Origin of the sequence: uncultured Lacinutrix sp., from assembly GCF_947500605.1 — a bacterium.
Lineage (GTDB): Bacteria > Bacteroidota > Bacteroidia > Flavobacteriales > Flavobacteriaceae > Lacinutrix.
In genome coordinates this window covers 18,561-39,578 of the sequence record NZ_CANMSJ010000014.1, presented here as the reverse complement: position 1 = coordinate 39,578, position 21,018 = coordinate 18,561, and the positions used below count along the sequence as shown (strand labels likewise).

The following is a 21,018-nucleotide window of genomic DNA, read 5'->3' as shown; positions in this document are numbered from 1 at the left end:
TTCAATCTATAATAGCATTTTAAAACCTGTTTAAGTTAATACTTAGACAGGTTTTTTCATATTAAAATTTTCCTAATAGAGAATGCGAACTCATATTAATCGTTATTTTTGCTGAAACACTAATTACAAGATGTTTAAAAACTTAATAATAGTATTTATACTTAGTCTAATCTCTTTCAATAGTTTTGCTCAACAACGCAAAAACATAGAAATTAAAGACTCTGGAGCTTTTGGAGAAATAGACGAAAAAAATTATCCTGGCGCAAGAATCCTAACGCGTAGCGATGCCGGACAAGTACACGTATACCATGATGGTATAGATATGTATTGCGATCAAGCTGTTTTATATGGTAAGGAAAATTTTGTAGAAGCTTACGGAAACGTAAAAATGATACAAGGAGACACCATTACTATGGTTGCTAGATATGCTGAATATAGCGGAAAAACACAACTAGCTTATGCTAAAGGTGATGTTGTTTTAACAGAACCTAGCTCTGTATTAACTACAGACAAGCTCTTTTTCGATCGTGCTAAACAAGAAGCCTTTTATAATGAAGAAGGAATGGTGGTTAGAGATTCTTCAGGAACAATTACAAGTACTGTTGGTCGTTACTATATGTCTCAAAAAAAATACCGTTTTCTAAATACTGTAAAACTAGTAAATCCGGAATACGTACTAACTACAAACCAATTAGATTTCTTTTCGGAAACAGGACATGCTTATATGTATGGACCTTCAAAAATTGTAGGAGAAACAAGTACTGTTTATTGCGAACGTGGTTTTTACAACACTAACAACGACACTGGTTACTTTACAAAAAACTCAAGAATAGACTACGATAATCGTGTAGTTGTTGGAGATAGTATGTTTTTTGATAGAAATAAAGATTTTGCATCGGCATCAAACAATATTACAATTACAGACACCATAAATAATAGTATTATTAAAGGTCATTATGCAGAAGTTTACAAATCTAAAGATTCCGCTTTTGTTACTAAACGTGCATTAGCGATTTCGGTTCAAGACAACGATTCCATTTATATTCATTCTGATACTTTAATGATTACCGGAAAAGAAGATAATAGAATAACTAGAGCTTTTAGAAATGCAAAATTGTTTAAATCTGATATTAGTGGAAAATCAGATTCTATACATCTTAATCATCAAACAGGTTTAACGCAACTAATTAATCTATCGCGTTTAGATGCTAAAGATGCATTTGCTGTAAAAAGAAGACCTATTCTCTGGAATTTAACAAACCAAATTACAGGTGATACTATTCATTTAAAATCTAATACCGAAACCGAAAAAATCGATTCATTAATTGTTTTCGAAAATGCGTTTATTATTAGCAAAGACACATTAAGCACAGATTATTATAGCCAAATAAAGGGAAAGCGACTTGTTAGCTTATTTGATGATAACAACCAAATGAAACAGGTTAACATCTATAAAAATGCAGAATCCGTTTTTATTCTTAGAAATGAAGAAGATGAATTTATTGGCTTAGACAAAGCACGTTCTGCAAATATTGAAATCTATTTTGAAGCTGGAGATATTTATTATTACAAACGACTAATTGCTCCTGAAGCGAACACATATCCTGAAGAAGATATATTAAAAGGAGCATTAAGATTAAAAGATTTCGATTGGCGAGAAGATGAAAGACCATTAAGCGTTGAAGATTTATTTAAAGATGATCCACCTTTAGAATTACCGATAATAAAAGGCTTAGCGCCGGCTGTTCCTGATGAAGAATTTTTTGATGAAAATTTATTAAACCGTATTGATTTGGCCGACCAAGAAAGCAAGCCAAAAGTCCGTTTTGGAGATGATCGCGATGATAAACCTTTAAAAGCATCAAGACAACTTCCTAGTAAACAAGTAAAAAAAGAGGAACTAAAAAGGAACCTTCCAAAACAAACGAAGCCAAAAAACGTAAAACCTTCAGTTGGAAAAATATTAGAATTAGAAAAGGAATAATGAAAGACGATTTCTTTAAATACCAAGCACAAACAACACCACATCCTTTGGCCATGGAGATTTCTCATGCCAAAGGATCGTATATATACGACACCAACAATAAACCCTATTTAGATTTTGTTGCAGGTGTTTCTGCTTGCCCTTTAGGACATTCACACCCAAGAGTAGTTTCAGCAATAAAAACTCAAATAGATAAGTATTTACATGTTATGGTTTATGGAGAATACATCCAAAAACCAGCTGTAGATCTCTGCGAGTTATTAGCAAAAAACCTACCCAATTCTTTAGAAAAAACATATTTAGTAAACTCTGGAACAGAAGCTATCGAAGGTGCATTAAAACTAGCACGACGTGCAACTGGCAGAACCGAAATAATTGCAGCACATAGTGCTTACCATGGTAATACAATGGGTTCGCTAAGTTTAATGGATTTTGAGGAACGCAAAGCTCCTTTTAGACCATTACTTCCAGAAATTAGTCATATTACTTTTAATAACGAAGCACATTTAAAACACATTACTACAAAAACAGCTTGTGTAATTTTAGAAACCATACAAGGTGGTGCTGGATTTATTGAACCTAAAAACAACTATCTACAAAAAGTTAGAGAACGCTGTAACGAGGTTGGCGCATTATTAATATTAGACGAAATTCAGCCAGGAATAGGTAGAACAGGTAAATTATTTGGCTTCGAAAACTACAATTGTATTCCAGATATTCTAGTAACAGGAAAAGGCCTAGGAGGTGGCTTACCTATTGGAGCATTCACCGCTTCAACCAAATTAATGGAAACTTTAAAGGACAATCCTAAACTAGGACATATTACTACTTTTGGAGGTAATCCTGTTATAGCTTCGGCTGCTTTAGTCACATTACAAGAAATAATAGAAAGTGACTTAATGTCACAAACTCTAGAAAAAGAGCAGTTAATTAGAACACACTTAAAACATCCTTTAATAAATGAGATTAGAGGAAAAGGATTAATGCTAGCTGCTATGTTACCTTCCGCAGAAATAGTTAATCAACTGATATTAAACGCACAAGATAACGGCTTAATTCTTTTTTGGCTATTATTCGAACCAAAAGCCATTAGAATTACTCCTCCACTTACCATTAGCAACGATGAAATTATAAAAGGCTGTGGCATTATTATTGAAGTATTAAATAGCATACTAGTTAAATAGGCAATAGCAACCTATTAATTATCAATGATAAAGCAATAAAAATCACGCAACACCTAATGGTTGTTCATTACTTTGTTAAAAACATTTGTTTGCAACCCATTAAAAATAGCGCTTTGAGCGTTACTTTTATTTTATTAAATGCGTTAAATTAATGCCTATGGATTTTAGTCAAGAAGAAGAAAATAATAACGTATCGCTTACTAAATTTGAGTCTATGCTTAAAACAAACAATGTTTTGTTTTTTGACTCTAGTGAGTTCGAAAATATTATTCATCATTACCTTAATCAAGGTAAAGTTGCTCTTGCAAAAAAAGCAATAAAACTAGGTTTACAACAGCACCCTAGCTCTGTAAGTTTAAAACTTTTTAAAGTTGAAATTTTTGTTTTTGAAAATGAATTAGGAAAAGCTAATTCACTTTTAAACGAGCTCTATATTCTTGAGCCTTCAAACGAAGAAATTTATATTCAAAAAGCCAATATTTTCTCTAAAGAAAACAAACACGACGAAGCTATAGATGTTTTAAAACGTGCATTAAGTCTTGCCGAAGATACAGCAGATTTATACTCACTTATAGGAATGGAATATTTATTTTTAGACCAATTCGATAAGGCTAGAGATAGTTTTATGAAGTGTTTAAATTCTAATCCAGAAGATTACGCATCGCTTTATAATATTATTTATTGCTTCGATTTTTTAGACAAAAACAGCGAAGCCATAGAATACCTAAATACTTATTTAGACAAAAACCCATATTGCGAAGTAGCTTGGCACCAACTTGGTCGTCAATATTATGAGCTTAAAGAATACGAAAAAGCATTAAATGCTTACGATTTTGCTATTATTTCGGACGATACTTTTGTTGGAGCATATATAGAAAAAGGGAAAGTTTTAGAAAAACTCAACTTACACAATGAAGCTATTGAGAACTACAGCATTACACTCTCTTTAGAAGATCCAACATCTTTTGCTTTACTTAGAATTGCTAGTTGTCATGAAAAATTAGGCAACGATGATTTAGCTTTACATTACTACTACAAAACAGTACATGAAGATCCTCTTTTAGATAAAGGTTGGATTGCAATAACCAAGTTTTGTTGTAAACAAGAAAACTACGAAAAAGCATTACATTACATAAATAAAGCTATAAATATTGATGGTGAAAATGTAACTTACTGGAATTACTATGCCAAAATAAACCACAAGTTAAATTTTCTTGAAGAAGCAGAACGTGGCTACAAAGAAGTATTAGAGTTAGAACATTACGAATTAGAATCGTGGTTAGTTAGAAGTGATTTATTAGCAGAATTAGGAGAAGCAGAAGCAGCTGCATTAAATTTAATTCAAGCTCAGGACTTTTTTCCAGAAAATGCTGAAATAGAATTTAGATTAACAGGTTTATACTTTCAGTTATTTGAAACAGAAAAAGCAACTTATCATTTTAGAAATGCTATGCGTTTTGATGCTAAACATATTATTATTCTAGAAGAGTTATTTCCAGAAATTTACAACTCTAAACTTGTAAAAAACTTATTAAAAAAGAAACAATAGCATTTACAAAAGCCTAAATATTTGCATACCTTTGATTTGATAGAAAATTAAAACATGCAAAGAAATTTTAAAGATTATTTTATAATCGCACTTAAAGGTGTTGCAATGGGAGCTGCAGATGCAGTTCCAGGTGTTTCTGGAGGTACAATTGCGTTTATTTCGGGCATCTATGAAGAGTTAATATCCTCTATTAGTAATATTAATTTAGCACTTTTTAAAACGCTAAAACAAGACGGATTAAAAGCCTTTTGGACTCAAGCCAACGGAAACTTTATACTTGCTTTACTTACAGGAATTATAATAAGTTTTGCCTCTTTTATGAGATTAGCAAAATATTTAATAGAGCAACATCCTGTTTTAATATGGTCGTTCTTTTTTGGTCTTATTGTAGTCAGCATTTATTTTGTAGGAAAACAAATTACCAAATGGAATATAGGTACTATTGTAACATTAATTTTAGGTGCAGCACTCGCATTTTATATTACTAGTTTACCATCACTTGCAGTAAACAATAATCCTTGGTTTTTATTTTTTGCAGGAGCCATTGCTATTTGTGCAATGATTTTACCAGGAATTTCAGGATCTTTTATTTTAATTATTTTGGGTGCCTATAAAGCATTAAGTAATGCTGTACACGATTGGGATTTAAAAAAAATAGCGATTTTTGCAGTTGGTGCTGTTGTTGGTTTACTAAGTTTTAGTCGTTTATTAAAATGGTTATTTAAAAACTACCACAATACAACTTTAGCCTTATTAACAGGTTTTATTTTAGGCTCTCTAAACAAAATGTGGCCTTGGAAAAAAACAACATCTGTTATGAATGACCAAACAGGAACAATTGTTCCATTCGAATCAATATCAGATCTTGGTACACTTTCTGTTTTTCAGAAAAACACTAATAATTTCGAAAGTTATAAAACAGTATTAGAAGATAGTATTTCACCTAATTTATATTCAGAAATTAATGGTATTAATCCGCAATTACAATTGTCTATAGGATTAATGATTGCTGGATTCTTAACCATTTTTATTTTAGAAAAAGTAGGTTCAAAAAAAGGATAATGCAAAGCACACGAACATTTAAAGATAAACTTTTCTTAATCTTAAAAGGACTAGGAATGGGAGCTGCCAATAAAGTTCCTGGTGTGTCTGGAGGTGTTGTTGCTTTTGTCGCAGGATTTTACGAAGAGTTTATTCACTCACTAAAACGTGTAAACATCACTGCTTTTAAACTGTTGTTTAGCGGTAGATTTAAAGTGTTCTTTAACTATATAAATGGTAGATTTTTAAGCCTTTTATTCTTAGGAATGTTAGTGAGTTATTTTAGTGTTTCTAAAATATTAGATTACTTTATAAAACATTACGAACTCTATGTTTGGAGTATTTTCTTCGGAATGATTATCGGCTCCATTTATTACATTAGCAAAGATTTTAAAGACTGGAAAATCACTACATATTTATCGCTAATTATTGGAACAATTATAGGTATTAGCATCAGTTTTCTAGATCCAGCAATGGAAAACGATAATCTTTGGTTTGTATTCATGTGTGGAATTATTAGTGTTTCTGGGATGACTTTACCTGGTTTTTCGGGTTCCTTCATCTTAATTCTTTTAGGAAACTATGTATTGCTTTTGGTAGATTCTGTAAATGCGCTTTTTGATACTTTTTCCGAAATTATTATAGGAAATTTCAGCTTTACGGCAAATATAGAACGTTTACGAATGCTTAAGGTTCTTAGTGTTTTTACTTTAGGTTCTATTGTTGGCCTCGTTACATTCTCACATATACTCAGTTATATTTTAAAACATTACAAAAGCGTTACAACGGCTTCAATTATTGGTTTTATTGTAGGTTCTCTAGGCGTTGTTTGGCCATGGAAAGAAACTGTTTTTAAAACTGACAGTTATGGTGCAGAAATTTTAGATACTCGAGGAAAACATATTATTGAAAACTATAGCCGTTTTATTCCAGAACTTAATACAGAAACATACATTGCCATATTTTATGTTATTGTTGGCGTTGCAGTTGTTTTAGGTTTAGAATGGTATGGCAGAAAAACAAGACACACATATGCGTAGATTTGGTTTAATAGGAAAAGATATTTCATATTCATTTTCGAAAAATTATTTTAAAAATAAATTTGAAATAGAAAGTATTGAGAATACAAGCTACGAGAATTTCGATTTAGAAAACATTATTTTATTTCAAGAAAAACTAAAACAAGAAAAAGACATAAAAGGCTTTAACGTTACTATTCCCTATAAAGAAAGCATCATGCCTTTTATAGACAAACTGAATAAAACAGCTAAAGCTATTGGTGCGGTAAACACTATAAAAATTACAAAAAAAGGAAATTACGTTGGCTATAACACAGATTATTATGGTTTTAAAAAATCGTTAAAACCTTTACTAAAAGCACATCATAAAAAAGCATTAATTTTAGGTACAGGTGGCGCAAGTAAAGCTATTGCATATGCTTTAAAGACTCTTGATATTGAGTATTGTTTTGTATCGAGAACAGCTTCAGAAAGAGCCAAATTTACTTATAACGATCTTACCGATACCATTATTAATTCGTATCAAATAATTATTAACTGCACACCATTAGGTACTTTTCCGAATGTTGATGTTTGTCCTAACATTCCATATCAAGCACTTAATGAAAAATACATTTTATTCGATTTAATTTATAATCCTTCAGAAACAAAATTTCTACGATTAGGCAGGCAAAATAAAGCGTCTATTATTAATGGAGAAAAGATGTTAGAATTACAAGCTGAGAAATCTTGGCAAATTTGGAACAAATAAAAGAAAGCGTTTTAACCAAAAAACAACTTGAAAGCCATATTAAAACTCAAGTTTTAGTATCTTTAAAGTCAAAATTATATTTAACAAATAACATTTTATAAAATGTCAGAGCAAGATAACCTGCATAAAGCAGACGGAAACGAAGAAAACAAAGCACTAGAAAACACATCTATTGAGAACGTTGAAGCAACAACCGAAGAGGTCGCTGAAGAAACAACAGAATCACAAGAGACTCAAAAAGAGAGTACTGACGATGATGTAATTAACGAAATTGATGATTCTAATGCTGAAGATGCAGAAGATGAAGGTACAAGCGACCGTCACAATATCGAAGATAAAGACTACAGTGAAATGTCTTTGGATGCTTTAGTTATCGAGCTAGAAAAACTGGTTGAAAACCAAAAAATACAAGCTATAAAAAAGCATGTAGAAGCCATAAAGAACGAATTTAACGAAAAGTTCAATGCTCTTGTAGAAGAGAAAAAGTTAGAGTTTTTAGATCAAGGTGGTAACGAAATAGATTTTCATTACACTATACCAGTAAAACGTAGTTTTAATGATGTTTACAAAGAGTATCGTCAGAAAATAAAAGCACACTTTAAAAGTCTAGAAAAAGGCTTAAAAGATAATTTATCTACGAGACTTCAAATTATAGAAGACATTAAGGCCCTTACGGACCTTGACGAAACTATGAACACAAAGTATAAGCAATTTAAAGAACTACAAGACCAATGGAAAGCTGCAGGTTCTATACCTAGAGACAAGTATAATAATGCTTGGAATAGCTACCATTTTAATGTAGAACGTTTTTACGATTTATTACACTTAGATAGAGATTTACGCGATAAAGATTTTGAACATAATCTTGAAAAGAAAACCAAAATTATTGAGCGTGCCGAAGAATTAGCAAAAGAAGAAAATAACAATCGTGCATTTAGAGAACTACAAGCTTTACACAAAATGTGGAAAGAAGAATTAGGTCCTGTTGCAAGAGAACATAGAGAACCAATCTGGGATCGTTTTAAAGAAGCTACAAAGATTATTAATGACAAACGTCAAGAATATTACAACCACTTAGATAGCCTTTACGAGAAGAATTTAGAGTTTAAACATGGTATTATTGCAATTATTGAAGAAAAAACCAATGATCCAGGAAACTCGCATAAAGACTGGCAAAAAAAGATAAAAGAAGTAGAAATGCTTCGTGAAGAATTTTTTAAAGCTGGTAAAGTACCACTTAAAGTTAACGAGGCAACTTGGACTAAATTTAAAGTTGCTGTACGCGAATTTAACCACAAAAAAAACTCGTATTACAAGAGTTTAAAGAAAGACCAATACGATAACCTAGATAAAAAACTAGAGTTAATTAAAATTGCAGAAGCTAATAAAGACAGTGACGATTTTGAGGCTACAACGCAGTTAATGAAAAAAATACAAGGCGATTGGAAAAAAATTGGTCATGTACCAAGAAAGGATAGCGATAAAATTTGGAAGAAATTTAGAGCTGCTTGTAACCATTATTTCGATCGTATTCATGCTAAAAAAAATGAAGCAAGTGCTGAGGAAGAAAAAGCATACACTGAAAAAGAAGCTTTTTTAAAAACCGTTACAGAAACAAAATTGTCTGGAGAGCAAAAAGCAGATTTAGCTATCATTAAAGATTACATTGCAAAATGGAAAACTATTGGTCGCGTTCCTGGAAATAAAAGGAAAATTGAAAGTGATTTTAATAAAGCATTAGACACTTTATTTGGCGCTTTAGATATGAATAAAAATGAAGTTGAAATGATGAAATTTGAAAACAAACTTCAAGATTTATCTTCTGCTAAAGACCAAAGAGCTTTAGAAAATGAATACAACTTTATTCGTCAGAAAATTAGCGAAATTAATGGTGAAATAAACCAATTGGAAAACAATTTATTATTTTTCAAACACCCAGACGAGAAAAATCCGCTTGTAAAGTCTGTTTTCGATAATATTAAAAAGCATACTGAATCTTTAAAAATTTGGAAAGCTAAGCTGAAAAAAATCAAGGTTATGGAAAATGCTAAAGCGAAAGCTGAAGCTGAAGAAAAAGCCGCTACTGAGGCTGCAGAACAAGAAACAGAAACCGAATAAATGATTAAAAAAATTGTAATCGTTTTTGCATTCTTTTTTGCTTTATCAACAGTAAAAGCACAAGACGCAAGCGTTGAAAAATCGGTATTTGGTGCGCAAATAGGAATATTAGGTATTTGGGGACATAATGAAGCTAGATTATCTAATTCTATTGCTTTACGCTCAGAAATAGGAGTAGAAATTGGTTTTTATAGTAGCAGTCTCGTTAAAGGTTCTGGTGCATTTGCAGTGCCATCAATAACTATAGAACCAAGGTGGTATTATAATTTAAACAAAAGAGTTAGCAAGTCTAAACGAATAGATGGTAATAGTGGAAATTTTGTTTCTATTAAAACAAATTACCATCCAGATTTACTACTTACATCTATAAACTCTAATTATAATTTCATTAGTGATCTTACAATAATACCCACTTGGGGAATTAGGAGAAATATTGGTAAACACTTTAATTACGAAACCGCAATTGGTATTGGTTACATTAAATATTTTGAAGAAGAAAACACTTTTTTAGATGAAGCAGATGTTGGTGTAAATCTACATTTACGTATTGGTTATCGATTTTAATTTCATTCATAAAAATTCATAAAAAAGTGCTCATTACAAATGAGCACTTTTTTTATTTTACAAAACTATTTTAAAAACCAAATCCTGCTCGATTATAAATCAAACAGGATTTTGGCTCCTAACTAAACTAACCAATTATTTCTATTTCGCTTACTAGAAATAATTTTTTTTTATAAAATGATCTATTAAAAAGTTTACGCTATTAACCAATTTTCCTATGAAAGGTATAGACCATTTGTATTATATACGCAGACATTTCTCTTTTGGATCACGAAGAGTGAAAAAAGTTTTATTTTATGAGGTAGAATAATATCTTAAAAGTCCAAAAAGCCTATTACAGAAGAAAAACAGGTATAAAATTTACCTGAATAAAAAAATATTTAATTACAGTTTTTTGGCTTCCTCCCAAAAGTGAGTATTTGAAAAATCATGAAAATAGATTTTTCTAATTATAGTTTTTTGGCTTCCTCCCAAAAAACATCCATTTCAGCAAGTGTCATGTCTTTTAAATCTTTGTTTAGAATTTTTGCCTTAGATTCTAGGTATTGAAATCGTTTTGTGAATTTTTTGTTGGTTCTTTCTAAAGCGTTTTCAGGGTTTATATTTTTATAACGCGCATAATTAACTAATGAGAATAAAACATCTCCAAATTCGCTTTCCATAGCATCTGTATCGTTTTTAGCAACCTCTACTTTAAACTCCTCAAGCTCCTCCTCTACTTTTTCCCAAACTTGTTCTGGCTTTTCCCAATCGAAACCAACTCCTGAAACTTTTTCTTGAATACGGCTTGCTTTTACCAAAGCTGGTAAAATTTTAGGTACACCTTCTAAAACACTTGTTCTTCCTTCTTTTAGTTTTAGTTTTTCCCAATTACGTTTTACCTCTTGTTCATCCTCTACTTTTACATCTCCATAAATATGTGGATGCCTATGTATTAGTTTTTCGCAAATAGAATTACATACATCTGCAATATCGAAACTGTTGGTTTCACTTCCAATTTTCGCATAGAATACAAGGTGCAATAGTAAATCGCCAACTTCTTTTTTAACTTCCTCTAAATCATTATCTAAAATAGCATCACCAAGCTCGTAAGTCTCCTCTATCGTTAGATGACGTAAGGTTTCCATGGTTTGTTTCTTATCCCAAGGACATTGCTCACGAAGCTCATCCATAATAGTTAATAAACGATCGAATGCTTTTAATTGATTGGCTCTAGAATTCATATAAAAAGTGTTTTTGTAAAGATATTTAAAACAAAAAAAATCCAACTAGAAAGCTGGATTTTAATTTATAGTATTGAAGTAGAATTTCTATTCTTCTTCGTCAGATTTTTTAGGTGCTTCTAAATCTAATAAATCATTTTTTTGAAGCATGTTATACCATTGTATTACTTTTTTGATATCGCTTGCGTAAACTCTATCTTCATCGTAATCTGGTAAAACCTCGAAGAAATACTCTTCTAATTTATCTTTAGATTCTTTATGACTTACAGAAGTTTGCTCTCCATTTTCTTTAGCTTTAATTTTACCTAAAACCTCGCGTAATGGCACTTCTTCTGTTAAAGTATAAATAGCTATTTCGCTTAGTATACTAACGTTTTGTTGGATTCCAACAGAAATTTTACGATTATCTAATAAAGATTTTGCAATAAAACCACCTCTAGTTTGAGTGATTAATTCGTATAAACCTGGTTTTCCTGAAATTGCTAATATTTTATCTAATGCCATATTTGTTTTTTATTAAGGAGCGCAAATATCTTGTACTCGATTTTGTTTTGCAAGTTTTTAACGCTTCTTTTTCATGTTAGGGAATTTCATTCTGTAATCTACAGCAATTTTCCCTTTAGAAATGTTAAGTAACTTTCCTTTTATTAAACGTTTTTTTAGGCTAGATAATTTATCTGTAAACAGTACACCTTCGATATGGTCGTACTCATGCTGGAACACTCTTGCAGCCAAACCATCTAATTCCATAGTGTGTTTTTTAAAATCTTCGTCTAAAAACTCTACTTTAATGTTTGGTTTTCTAAACACATCTTCGCGAACATCTGGAATACTTAAACAGCCTTCGTTAAAAGCCCACTCGTCTCCCGATTCCTCAAGAATAACAGGATTTATAAAGGTGTGTTTAAACGTTTCTAAGAAAGCACGCTCTTGATCGTCAAGAATATCATCATCTGCAAAAGGAGAGGCATCTACCAAAAACATACGTATAGGTAAACCTATTTGTGGTGCTGCTAAACCAACACCAAAAGCACCATGCATTGTTTCATGCATATTTGCTATTAACTCCTTTAAATTAGGATAATCTTTTGCGATTTCTTTCGCTTTTACTTTTAAAACTGGATCGCCATAAGCGACTATTGGTAATACCATATTATTATTTATTGTAAAGGTAACTTTGTAATATTATTGTTGCACTAATCTCATCGACCAATGCTTTGTTTTGTCTTTGTTTTTTCTTTAATCCGCTATCAATCATGGTTTGTACTGCCATTTTAGAAGTGAAACGTTCGTCTACACGTTTAACTGGGATATCTGGAAAAAAAGTTCTTAGCTTACTTATAAAAGGAGCTATTAAAACTTCGCTTTCGCTGGCTTCGTTGTTCATTTGTTTGGGCTCGCCCACTAAAAACAACTCTACGTTTTCTTTTTTAGTATATTTTTTTATAAAATCTAACAACTCTCCTGTAGGCACTGTAGTTAGTCCAGAGGCAATAATTTGCATATCGTCTGTAACTGCTAATCCTGTTCTTACTTTACCATAATCTATTGCTAGAATTTGAGCCATTGTTAATTTTTATGCAAATTTAGTTATTCTATACTACATACATAAATATTATGCCAAATTATAAATAGAGGTTATATTTGCGTGAAGGATTGAAGCGGCATCCTTTTTTGCCATTAAAAGCAAAAAAGATATAGCGGAAAGCCTGACCTTTAGGGCACGCCCAAAGAATTAAATTTAATATGAATTACCGTTTTTACGGAAACAAAACATTTTTTGATGAAAGATTTACAACAAATTATAGAATCTGCTTGGGATAACCGAGATTTATTAACTGAAGATGCTACACAGGCTGCTATTAGAAAAGTAGTGGGTTTACTTGATGAAGGTACTTTACGCGTTGCAGAACCGACTACGGATGGTTGGCAGGTAAACGAGTGGGTTAAGAAAGCTGTAGTGTTGTATTTCCCTATTCAGAAAATGGAAACTTTAGAGGTTGGTATTTTTGAATATCATGATAAAATTCCATTAAAAAAGGGTTACAAAGAAAAAGGAATTCGTGTGGTACCAAATGCGGTTGCAAGACATGGTGCTTATATTTCTGCTGGCACCATTTTAATGCCTAGTTATGTAAATATTGGCGCTTATGTAGACGAAGGTACTATGGTAGATACTTGGGCTACTGTTGGCTCTTGTGCACAAATTGGTAAAAATGTACACTTATCTGGTGGTGTTGGTATTGGTGGTGTTTTAGAGCCATTACAAGCTGCTCCAGTTATTATTGAAGATGGTGCTTTTATTGGATCGCGTTGTATTGTTGTAGAAGGTGTAAAAGTAGAAAAAGAAGCTGTTTTGGGTGCTAATGTTGTTTTAACAATGAGTACTAAAATTATAGATGTTACTGGTGATGAGCCTGTAGAAACTAAAGGTGTTGTACCTGCGCGTTCTGTAGTAATTCCGGGAAGTTATACTAAAAAGTTTCCTGCAGGAGAGTTTCAAGTACCTTGTGCTTTAATTATTGGAAAGCGTAAAGAGAGTACTAACAAGAAAACTTCTTTAAACGATGCACTTCGTGAATATAACGTTGCTGTTTAATTAGTAAGTAAATTAGTAGGTGGTCTTTAGTTAATAGTAAATACATTTGACTAAAGACTGCAAACTAACTACTGAATGTTAAGGCCTTAAAAAAGATGAAAATATTAGTTATTCAACAAAAAATGATTGGTGATGTGCTTACCACAAGCATATTATTTGAAGCTTTACGTGCAAAATATCCAGAGGCTCAGTTAGATTACCTTATCAATTCTCATACATTAGCTGTTGTTGAAAATAATAAAAACATTGATAATTTTGTTTTGTTTACTAAAGCTGAAGAAAACAGTAAACTTGCACTTTTAAAATTTGCTAAAGCTTTAAAGCAGAAAAAATATGATGTTATAATAGATGTTTATTCTAAAATTTCCAGCAATATTATCACTCTTTTTTCTGGTGCAAAAACAAAGATTTCTTACTACAAGCATTATACTACGTTTGTATACAATTTCAATATTAAAAGGCTTAACAAAACAGAATCTAAGTCTGGTTTAGCTATTGTAAACCGTTTACAATTATTAAATCCGTTAGGTATTGAAACTACCCAAGCGAAACCTAAAATATATTTAACTCCTGAAGAGGTTGCCAATAGTAAACAGTTTTTAAAAGACCATGATATAGATTTTAGTAAGCCGCTTTACATGATTAGTGTTTTAGGAAGTGGCACTAACAAAACCTATCCTTTTACTTTTATGGCAAAGGTTATAGATCGTATTGCCAAACAAACTGGAGGTCAGTTACTCTTTAATTATATTCCTAACCAGAAAGCACAAGCTCAGGCTATTTATGATTTATGCAAACCTGAAACGCAAAAACTTATTTTCTTTAATGTCTTTGGAAAAAACCTTCGTGAATTTTTAGCGATTACCAAACATTGTGATGCTTTAATTGGTAACGAGGGTGGTGCTGTAAATATGGCAAAAGCGCTAGATATAAAAACATTTGCAATCTTTTCGCCTTGGATTAGTAAAGATGATTGGAGTCTTTTTGAAGACGATAAACAAAACGTCTCTGTGCATTTAAAAGATTATAAGCCAGGAATTTATAGCAATACTACAGAAAAGGAAATGAAAAAAGAAGCTTTAGAGCTTTACCAACAATTTTCTCCAGACTTTTTTGATGACAAATTAAATCTATTTTTACAACAAACTACAAACCATTAAATGCAGAAGCTAACAGCTATAATACCAACTAAAAATGAAATTGATAATATTGAAGCAGTTATAGCATCGGTAGATTTCGCGGACGAGATTTTGGTTATTGATAGTTTTAGTGATGATGGTACGTTTGAAAAAGCAAGCGCTTTAGCAACAAAGGTTATACAACGTAAGTTTGATTTTTATGGCACTCAAAAAAACCATGCTATTACTCAAGCCAAACACGAGTGGATTTTATTAGTTGATGCAGACGAGCGTGTTACTCCAGAATTAAAAACCGAGGTGCTTTCTATTTTAAATCAAGATAAAATTGAACACGATGCTTTTAATATAAAACGCATAAACCATTTTATGGGAGAGCGCGTTAATTATAGCGGTTGGAGAAACGATAGTGTTATTAGACTTTTTAAAAGAGACGTTTGTAAATACGATAATCGCCATGTACACGAAGCACTTATTGTTAATGGAAGTGTTGGACAACTAAAACAAAAATTCTTACATTATTCTTACCGTAGCTTTAACCAGTACATGCAAAAAATGGATAACTATGCTACATTACAAGCTAAAGATTACGACAAAAAAACAGGAAGTTTAACTCCTTATCATTTTGTTATAAAACCTTTTTGGGGTTTTGTAAAACACTACTTTATACAAAGTGGTTTTCGCGATGGTGTTGTGGGCTTAACCATTGGCTACGTGCAAGGTTATGTTGTATTTATGCGCTATGTAAAATTGTGGTTGCTTAGAAAAAACAGAACTTAATCGTATTTTTTCCAGAACTTAATTTTTTGCTTTATTCTTCTACGTCTATGAAAAGACTCTTGAAACCCTTGTGTTTCATGCCACATTAAATTGAATACTTTTTCGTAATCCTCATTAATTAATTTAGCATACTCATCACTCATTATTTCAATCATACTCTTATGAATTGTAAGCTTTGCGAAGTTTTTAATACGCTTTTCGAAGGTCATATTTTCAAAATTCATTCGGTTTAAATCCACCAAATAAAATTTATAATCACCGTTATTATATTTAATTAATGTGTTTCCAGGAGAATGATCTAAGAAATTAATTCCTTTTTCGTGTAAATCGAATGTAAACCTTGTAAAGGCTCTTAAGATCTCTTCATAATTAGGAATATTAAAATCTGATGTTAATTCTCTATAGGTAATATCGTCGTTTAATTGTTCGCTTATATAATAGCTTTTACCGAATAATATCCCTGAATTAATTTCGTAAAAAGCTACTGGTTCTGGTGTACCTACAGATAATTCTTTTAGCTTATTAGCATACTCAAAAGAACGCTGCGCTTTACTTTTTCTAAAAAATTTATAGACTACTTTATTTACAACATTTGGTTTTTTAAAAGACTTTACATTTAATGTTTTGTCTTCTAATTTAAAAAGACGCAGACTATTTCTATCTTGATTACCAAAAGCCTCTCCTCTAGTCTCATAATTTAATATAAGGTCGTCTAGAGTTTTAGTATGTTTTGTATATGTTGAATTTATTACTTTACGCATGTGCTAAACAAATATAGAAGTCTTTAATTTTTGGAACTTAAACAAATATATTGCAAATTTCTAACCTACATAATTTGAAGCTAAGATATCTTTCCAAAAGGCTTCAACCTTCGGCTTATCGAAACCATGACATCCAAACGGTAATTTATTATTATTTAATTTTAAAGCTAAATCCGGTTTTCTATCCATAGCAAAATCTAAGGCTTCTTTATACTCAGGAATTTTAAAATCTGGATAATGTTTTGGTACGGTTATAGACCAAAAAACATCTTCCATTATATAAAAATCGTTTTGTTCGCGTTTTAAATTAACTTCAATTTCTGCTTTTAATGCTTTAGCTATTTCATAGCTTTTAGTAACGTTTCTTAATGAAAATCCACCATTACCAACTTTAAAAAATATTTTAGCACGTTCTTTTTTCTTTTTAGAATCGAATAGGCTTAATACTTTCTTTAATGGCGTATTTGGCGATGCTATCCAAGGTGCACCAATATAATCGTATCCTTTTTCGCACCATTCTAACAATTCATTTTTAAAAACAAAAGCGTCTAATTGATAGACTAACATGTATTTAAAATCTAAAAAACGTTGGTAAAACTCTTGAGATAACATTAAACTATTATAACCAAAAACAGTTTTAAAATAATGATCTGGAAAAGCTTCTGTTCTCGCTTTGTTATCTGTATTTAAGGACGATACGTCTAAATTTTCTGGATGCGCAAAGACAATATCAAATGCTCCTAAAACCTTAAAACATTGGTTTAACGACATTTGCTCCCAATCCTTTAAATTCGTTTTATAAATAGGAATGACTACGGTTACTAATTTAGTTTGCATAAAAGGTATTAATTGACTTTTTGCAACTTACAAATTCTAAAATTATTTATATTCGTACTTTAATAAAAATTATGAAAATAAACGTTGGTTTCTTAGTAGCATACGATTATGAACTTTTAAAAATCTCTATTCCCTTAGTTTACAAGCATACAAATGCTATTACTTTGGCGCTAGATATTAATAGACAAACTTGGTCTGGAAACACGTTTACAGTAGATCCAAGCTTTTTTGAATGGGTTAAAGAGTTTGATACCGACAATAAGATTACCATTTACGAAGACGATTTTTATGATGCTTCTCTTAATGCTATGGAGAATGACACCAGAGAGCGAAATATGCTTGCTGATAAAATGGGAGATGGTATTTGTATTCAAATAGATGCCGATGAATATTTTGTAGATTTTGAAGGATTTACAGCCTATTTAAGAAAAAATGAAAAGAAATTAACAGGAAGAAAACCTGTTCAAATTTGTTCTTTCATGGTTGATGTTTACAAAGTTCTTGACGATGGTATTTTATACTGCCCAACGTACACTAATTATTATTTAGGTACAACAAAAGCTAACTTTACTAGAGCTAGAAAAAACAAGGATCAAGAAAAATGGTACGTTCCATTTATCTCTATACACCAATCTTGGAGTAGAGACGAAAAAGAACTAAAATTTAAATTAGATAATTGGGGACATAACATCGATTTTGATGTCGATTCCTTTTTTGAATTTTGGAAATCTATAAACAAAGACAATTACAAAGACCATAAAGATTTTCATCCTTTTGATAAAAAAGAATGGCCAACTCTTGAATACATTGAAGGCAAGAACTTTAATGAAATTATAAAAAACTTTAAAGACAAAGAAGTCTCTAAATCTTTTATTTTCGGAAAAAACATTGCTCAGCAATTAAAATTTTTATTTAAATAATTATGACTGAACTTACAGTAATTATGCCAGTTTACAATGGCGAAAAATTTATAGCAGAGTCAATTGACAGTGTTTTAAATCAAACTTTTTCCAATTTTAGGTTATTAATTTTAAATGATAATTCTCAAGATGAAACCGCTTCTATTCTTGAAGATTATAAAAAAAGAGATTCTAGAATAACAGTAATTACCAAGTCTAAAAATGCTGGTCCGGCAAATTTAAGAAACGAAGGTATAACACTTGCAGAAACAGAATATATTGCTTTGCTTGATGCTGATGATATTGCATTACCTAAACGTTTTGAAAAACAATTAAGCTTTTTAAAAAGTAATCCAGATTATGGTGTTTGTGGTACATGGTTTACCTTTTTTGGAGACAAAGAGAACAAAACCGTTAAGCATGAAGAAACTCATGACAAGATGAAAATACAAATGTTAAACAACTGCTGTATTGGTAATCCTACAGTAATGTTTAAAAAATCTCATTTAGGCGAATTACGTTTCGAAAACGAATATGTCCCTGCAGAAGATTACGGGCTTTGGAGTCAGTTAATAGCTGAAACTAAGTTTTATAATATTCCAGAATCATTATTAAAGTACAGATGGCACCCTAATAATATTAGCCAAACAAAGGCTGAGAATTTAAAAAAATCTGAGGTTATTATTAAGAAAAAACAACTCCTTAATTTGGGAATTTCTTATAACGATGCAAATATTGATTCTTATTTAAAAGCTGTTAATTTAACTAGAGGATTAACTAAGGATGAAATAATCAAAACTGTTGAAGCCTCCAAAAAAATTATAGCTTTAAACGCTGATAAAAAAGTTTACAATCAAGAGTTATTTATTGCCCATATAGATAAGGTAATGATAAGAACTATTAGAAACTGTAAAGAAAACAGTAGGGCTTACTATAAATTTATTAAAAACGATTCGGGTTATTTTTATAAAATCCCAACTCTTGATGCTATTGTTCTCTTTTTTAAATGTTTATTTTAAAAACTTGTATTTAAAAATTCTTTTATAGTATTTAAACTTTGTTTTAAATGGCACATTTTTAAAATGATTTTCCATAAACTGCGCCTGAACTTCGGTTAGTTTTTCTCCAGTATATGTTGCTTTTAAAGCTGAAAATGCAGCGCCATTAGCTAACGATTTAAGAACTTTTTTAATATTTTTAGTTTGAGATTCTGGAATTACTTTGGTAATCTCATTTATATTTAAATATGAAGAATAATGTTTAAAGAAATCTGATTTTAAAGAATACACACCTCCATCATGTATTCTATATACTGCTCCATAAAAATTAAGAAAAATCCCTTTTCCTTTTTGCAAAAACATAATATATAACGAGTTGTCTTTTGAATGTTTTAATGTTTTATACAACTCTATATCTAATGCTTCTTTTTTAAATACCGTTGTTAAAGTGTAAGTAGAATATGGCGTAAATAAATTGTTGTAATCTATGGTTACCTCAGCTTCATCATAACTAAAATCATTTTCAATAATTTCGTTATTTTTTAGAATTTTATAATTAGTCCAAGACACTACATAGTCTGGATTAGCTTCCAGAAAACGCACTTGTTTTTGTAGTTTTAAATCGTCTATCCAATAATCGTCACCTTCGCACAAAGCAATATATTTACCTTCAGCTTTTGGGAAACAAAAATTAGGTAAAGGCTTTATATTTTGAGAGTACTGATTTTTCTTTTGGAGAATTAATTTTATTCTTGCATCCTTTTCAGCGTAAGCTTTAATAATTTTTTGAGTGCCATCTGTAGAAGCATCGTCATGAATTATTATTTCTATAGGGAAATCGGTTTTTTGATTTAGAAATCCATCTATAGTTTGTGCAATATATTTTTCCTGATTATATGTTGTGCAACAAATACTTAGTAATGGCGTCATTTAATTTAAATCTTTAATTTTTATTGCTGGATTTCCTACAAGCAAACAATTAGCTGGAAACGATTTTGTAACATTTGCTTTAGCGCCAACAATACAATCATCGCCAATGGTTAATGCTTTAGGCAAAACGATAGAATTAACTCCAAAAAGTACGCGCTTTCCTATTGTACAGTAAGCTCCCACTACAGAGAATGAAGCTACAGAGCAAGCATCACTCATTGTTGCATGATGCGCAACCATAGTATTTGGACTTATCAAACAATCGTTACCCAAACTTGCTTTAGTCCAAACTACTGCATTAAAATGAATAAAACAGCCTAGACCTAAGGTTGCCGATTTACTAATAACGGCAGAGGGATGGATTAAGTTTGGGGTATCACCTTTTAGGTTTCTTATTTTTGTGGCAACTTTATTTCGTAATTGGTTTTCACCTATTGTAACAGCAAATTGCTTTCCTTTTAAATTCGATTTATATAAATCTTCAATACTACCAATAATAGTTATGTCCATAACCAGTTCTCCTGTTCTATCATTATTATAATGATACAAACCTTTTATAGTGTAACCACAATCTATGGCTAACTCTATAATAACTTCTGTATAGTTCCCTACTCCTATTAAATAAATCTCTTTATCATCCATTAG

At 31.0% G+C, this 21,018-nt stretch carries 21 protein-coding genes; 13 read left to right on the top strand and 8 right to left on the bottom strand.

The features are described 5' to 3' along the window. Window positions 1-130: 130 nt before the first annotated feature. The 8 genes from Q0935_RS15350 (at window position 131) to Q0935_RS15315 (ending at window position 10,210) form a co-directional block, all read left to right on the top strand. Entirely contained in the window at window positions 131-1,984 is a 1,854-nt protein-coding gene (locus Q0935_RS15350) for an OstA-like protein (RefSeq protein WP_299388145.1), read from the top strand. Continuing rightward, complete coding sequence (locus Q0935_RS15345) at window positions 1,984-3,168, top strand: aspartate aminotransferase family protein (protein ID WP_299388141.1); 1,185 nt, start codon at window positions 1,984-1,986, stop codon at window positions 3,166-3,168. Before Q0935_RS15350 ends, Q0935_RS15345 begins: the two co-directional genes overlap by 1 nt. Before the next feature lie 157 nt (window positions 3,169-3,325). Continuing rightward, a complete protein-coding gene (locus Q0935_RS15340; protein ID WP_299388138.1) occupies window positions 3,326-4,717 on the top strand; it encodes a tetratricopeptide repeat protein in 1,392 nt (463 codons plus the stop codon). A 54-nt stretch (window positions 4,718-4,771) separates the two neighbouring features. Next, a complete protein-coding gene (locus Q0935_RS15335; RefSeq protein ID WP_299388134.1) occupies window positions 4,772-5,779 on the top strand; it encodes a DUF368 domain-containing protein in 1,008 nt (335 codons plus the stop codon). After that, complete coding sequence (locus Q0935_RS15330; protein ID WP_299388131.1) at window positions 5,779-6,798, top strand: DUF368 domain-containing protein; 1,020 nt, start codon at window positions 5,779-5,781, stop codon at window positions 6,796-6,798. Before Q0935_RS15335 ends, Q0935_RS15330 begins: the two co-directional genes overlap by 1 nt. Further along, complete coding sequence (locus Q0935_RS15325; protein ID WP_299388198.1) at window positions 6,791-7,528, top strand: shikimate dehydrogenase; 738 nt, start codon at window positions 6,791-6,793, stop codon at window positions 7,526-7,528. The genes Q0935_RS15330 and Q0935_RS15325 overlap by 8 nt, the downstream gene beginning before the upstream one ends. 102 nt (window positions 7,529-7,630) lie before the next feature. Next, entirely contained in the window at window positions 7,631-9,646 is a 2,016-nt protein-coding gene (locus Q0935_RS15320; RefSeq protein WP_299251266.1) for a DUF349 domain-containing protein, read from the top strand. Then, the gene (locus Q0935_RS15315; RefSeq protein WP_299388128.1) at window positions 9,647-10,210 is read left to right on the top strand and encodes a hypothetical protein; all 564 of its coding nucleotides are present in this window, start codon (window positions 9,647-9,649) and stop codon (window positions 10,208-10,210) included. A 449-nt stretch (window positions 10,211-10,659) separates the two neighbouring features. Here Q0935_RS15315 and mazG read toward each other — a convergent pair whose 3' ends face one another. The 4 genes from mazG to ruvX all read right to left on the bottom strand — a co-directional run bounded on the left by mazG (window position 10,660) and on the right by ruvX (window position 13,000). Further along, entirely contained in the window at window positions 10,660-11,433 is a 774-nt protein-coding gene (mazG, locus tag Q0935_RS15310; RefSeq protein ID WP_299388125.1) for a nucleoside triphosphate pyrophosphohydrolase, read from the bottom strand. Between the two features lie 87 nt (window positions 11,434-11,520). Beyond that, complete coding sequence (locus Q0935_RS15305; protein WP_299251262.1) at window positions 11,521-11,937, bottom strand: DUF5606 domain-containing protein; 417 nt, start codon at window positions 11,935-11,937, stop codon at window positions 11,521-11,523. 57 nt (window positions 11,938-11,994) lie between these two features. Continuing rightward, window positions 11,995-12,585, bottom strand: coding sequence for a peptide deformylase (def, locus tag Q0935_RS15300; RefSeq protein ID WP_299251261.1), 591 nt, complete (start codon window positions 12,583-12,585; stop codon window positions 11,995-11,997). 4 nt (window positions 12,586-12,589) lie between these two features. After that, a complete protein-coding gene (gene ruvX / locus Q0935_RS15295) occupies window positions 12,590-13,000 on the bottom strand; it encodes a Holliday junction resolvase RuvX (RefSeq protein WP_299251260.1) in 411 nt (136 codons plus the stop codon). Between the two features lie 216 nt (window positions 13,001-13,216). Between ruvX and Q0935_RS15290 the strand changes: the two genes are divergently transcribed. The 3 genes from Q0935_RS15290 (at window position 13,217) to Q0935_RS15280 (ending at window position 15,948) form a co-directional block, all read left to right on the top strand. Then, on the top strand, window positions 13,217-14,032 hold the full coding sequence (locus tag Q0935_RS15290) for a 2,3,4,5-tetrahydropyridine-2,6-dicarboxylate N-succinyltransferase (protein WP_299251259.1): 816 nt from the start codon (window positions 13,217-13,219) through the stop codon (window positions 14,030-14,032). A 95-nt stretch (window positions 14,033-14,127) separates the two neighbouring features. Beyond that, window positions 14,128-15,192: a glycosyltransferase family 9 protein gene (locus tag Q0935_RS15285; protein WP_299388121.1), complete on the top strand. Its 1,065-nt coding sequence runs from the start codon at window positions 14,128-14,130 to the stop codon at window positions 15,190-15,192. Next, window positions 15,193-15,948, top strand: coding sequence for a glycosyltransferase family 2 protein (locus Q0935_RS15280; RefSeq protein WP_299251257.1), 756 nt, complete (start codon window positions 15,193-15,195; stop codon window positions 15,946-15,948). It begins immediately after the preceding gene. On the opposite strand, the gene Q0935_RS15275 is transcribed toward Q0935_RS15280, so the two are convergent. Beyond that, a complete protein-coding gene (locus Q0935_RS15275; protein WP_299388115.1) occupies window positions 15,945-16,709 on the bottom strand; it encodes a lipopolysaccharide kinase InaA family protein in 765 nt (254 codons plus the stop codon). The two genes, Q0935_RS15280 and Q0935_RS15275, sit on opposite strands and share 4 nt — an antisense overlap. Before the next feature lie 60 nt (window positions 16,710-16,769). Then, window positions 16,770-17,546 (bottom strand): DUF5672 family protein, encoded by a 777-nt coding sequence (locus Q0935_RS15270; protein WP_299251255.1) that lies wholly within the window; start codon window positions 17,544-17,546, stop codon window positions 16,770-16,772. A gap of 71 nt (window positions 17,547-17,617) precedes the next feature. Here Q0935_RS15270 and Q0935_RS15265 point away from each other — a divergent pair, with 71 nt between their 5' ends. Next, a complete protein-coding gene (locus tag Q0935_RS15265) occupies window positions 17,618-18,466 on the top strand; it encodes a hypothetical protein (RefSeq protein ID WP_299388112.1) in 849 nt (282 codons plus the stop codon). Window positions 18,467-18,468: 2 nt separating this feature from the next. Then, window positions 18,469-19,464, top strand: coding sequence for a glycosyltransferase family 2 protein (locus Q0935_RS15260; RefSeq protein ID WP_299251253.1), 996 nt, complete (start codon window positions 18,469-18,471; stop codon window positions 19,462-19,464). Here Q0935_RS15260 and Q0935_RS15255 read toward each other — a convergent pair. Then, window positions 19,456-20,373 (bottom strand): glycosyltransferase, encoded by a 918-nt coding sequence (locus Q0935_RS15255; RefSeq protein WP_299251252.1) that lies wholly within the window; start codon window positions 20,371-20,373, stop codon window positions 19,456-19,458. The genes Q0935_RS15260 and Q0935_RS15255 overlap by 9 nt on opposite strands. Then, a complete protein-coding gene (locus Q0935_RS15250; RefSeq protein ID WP_299251251.1) occupies window positions 20,374-21,015 on the bottom strand; it encodes a NeuD/PglB/VioB family sugar acetyltransferase in 642 nt (213 codons plus the stop codon). Window positions 21,016-21,018: the final 3 nt, after the last annotated feature.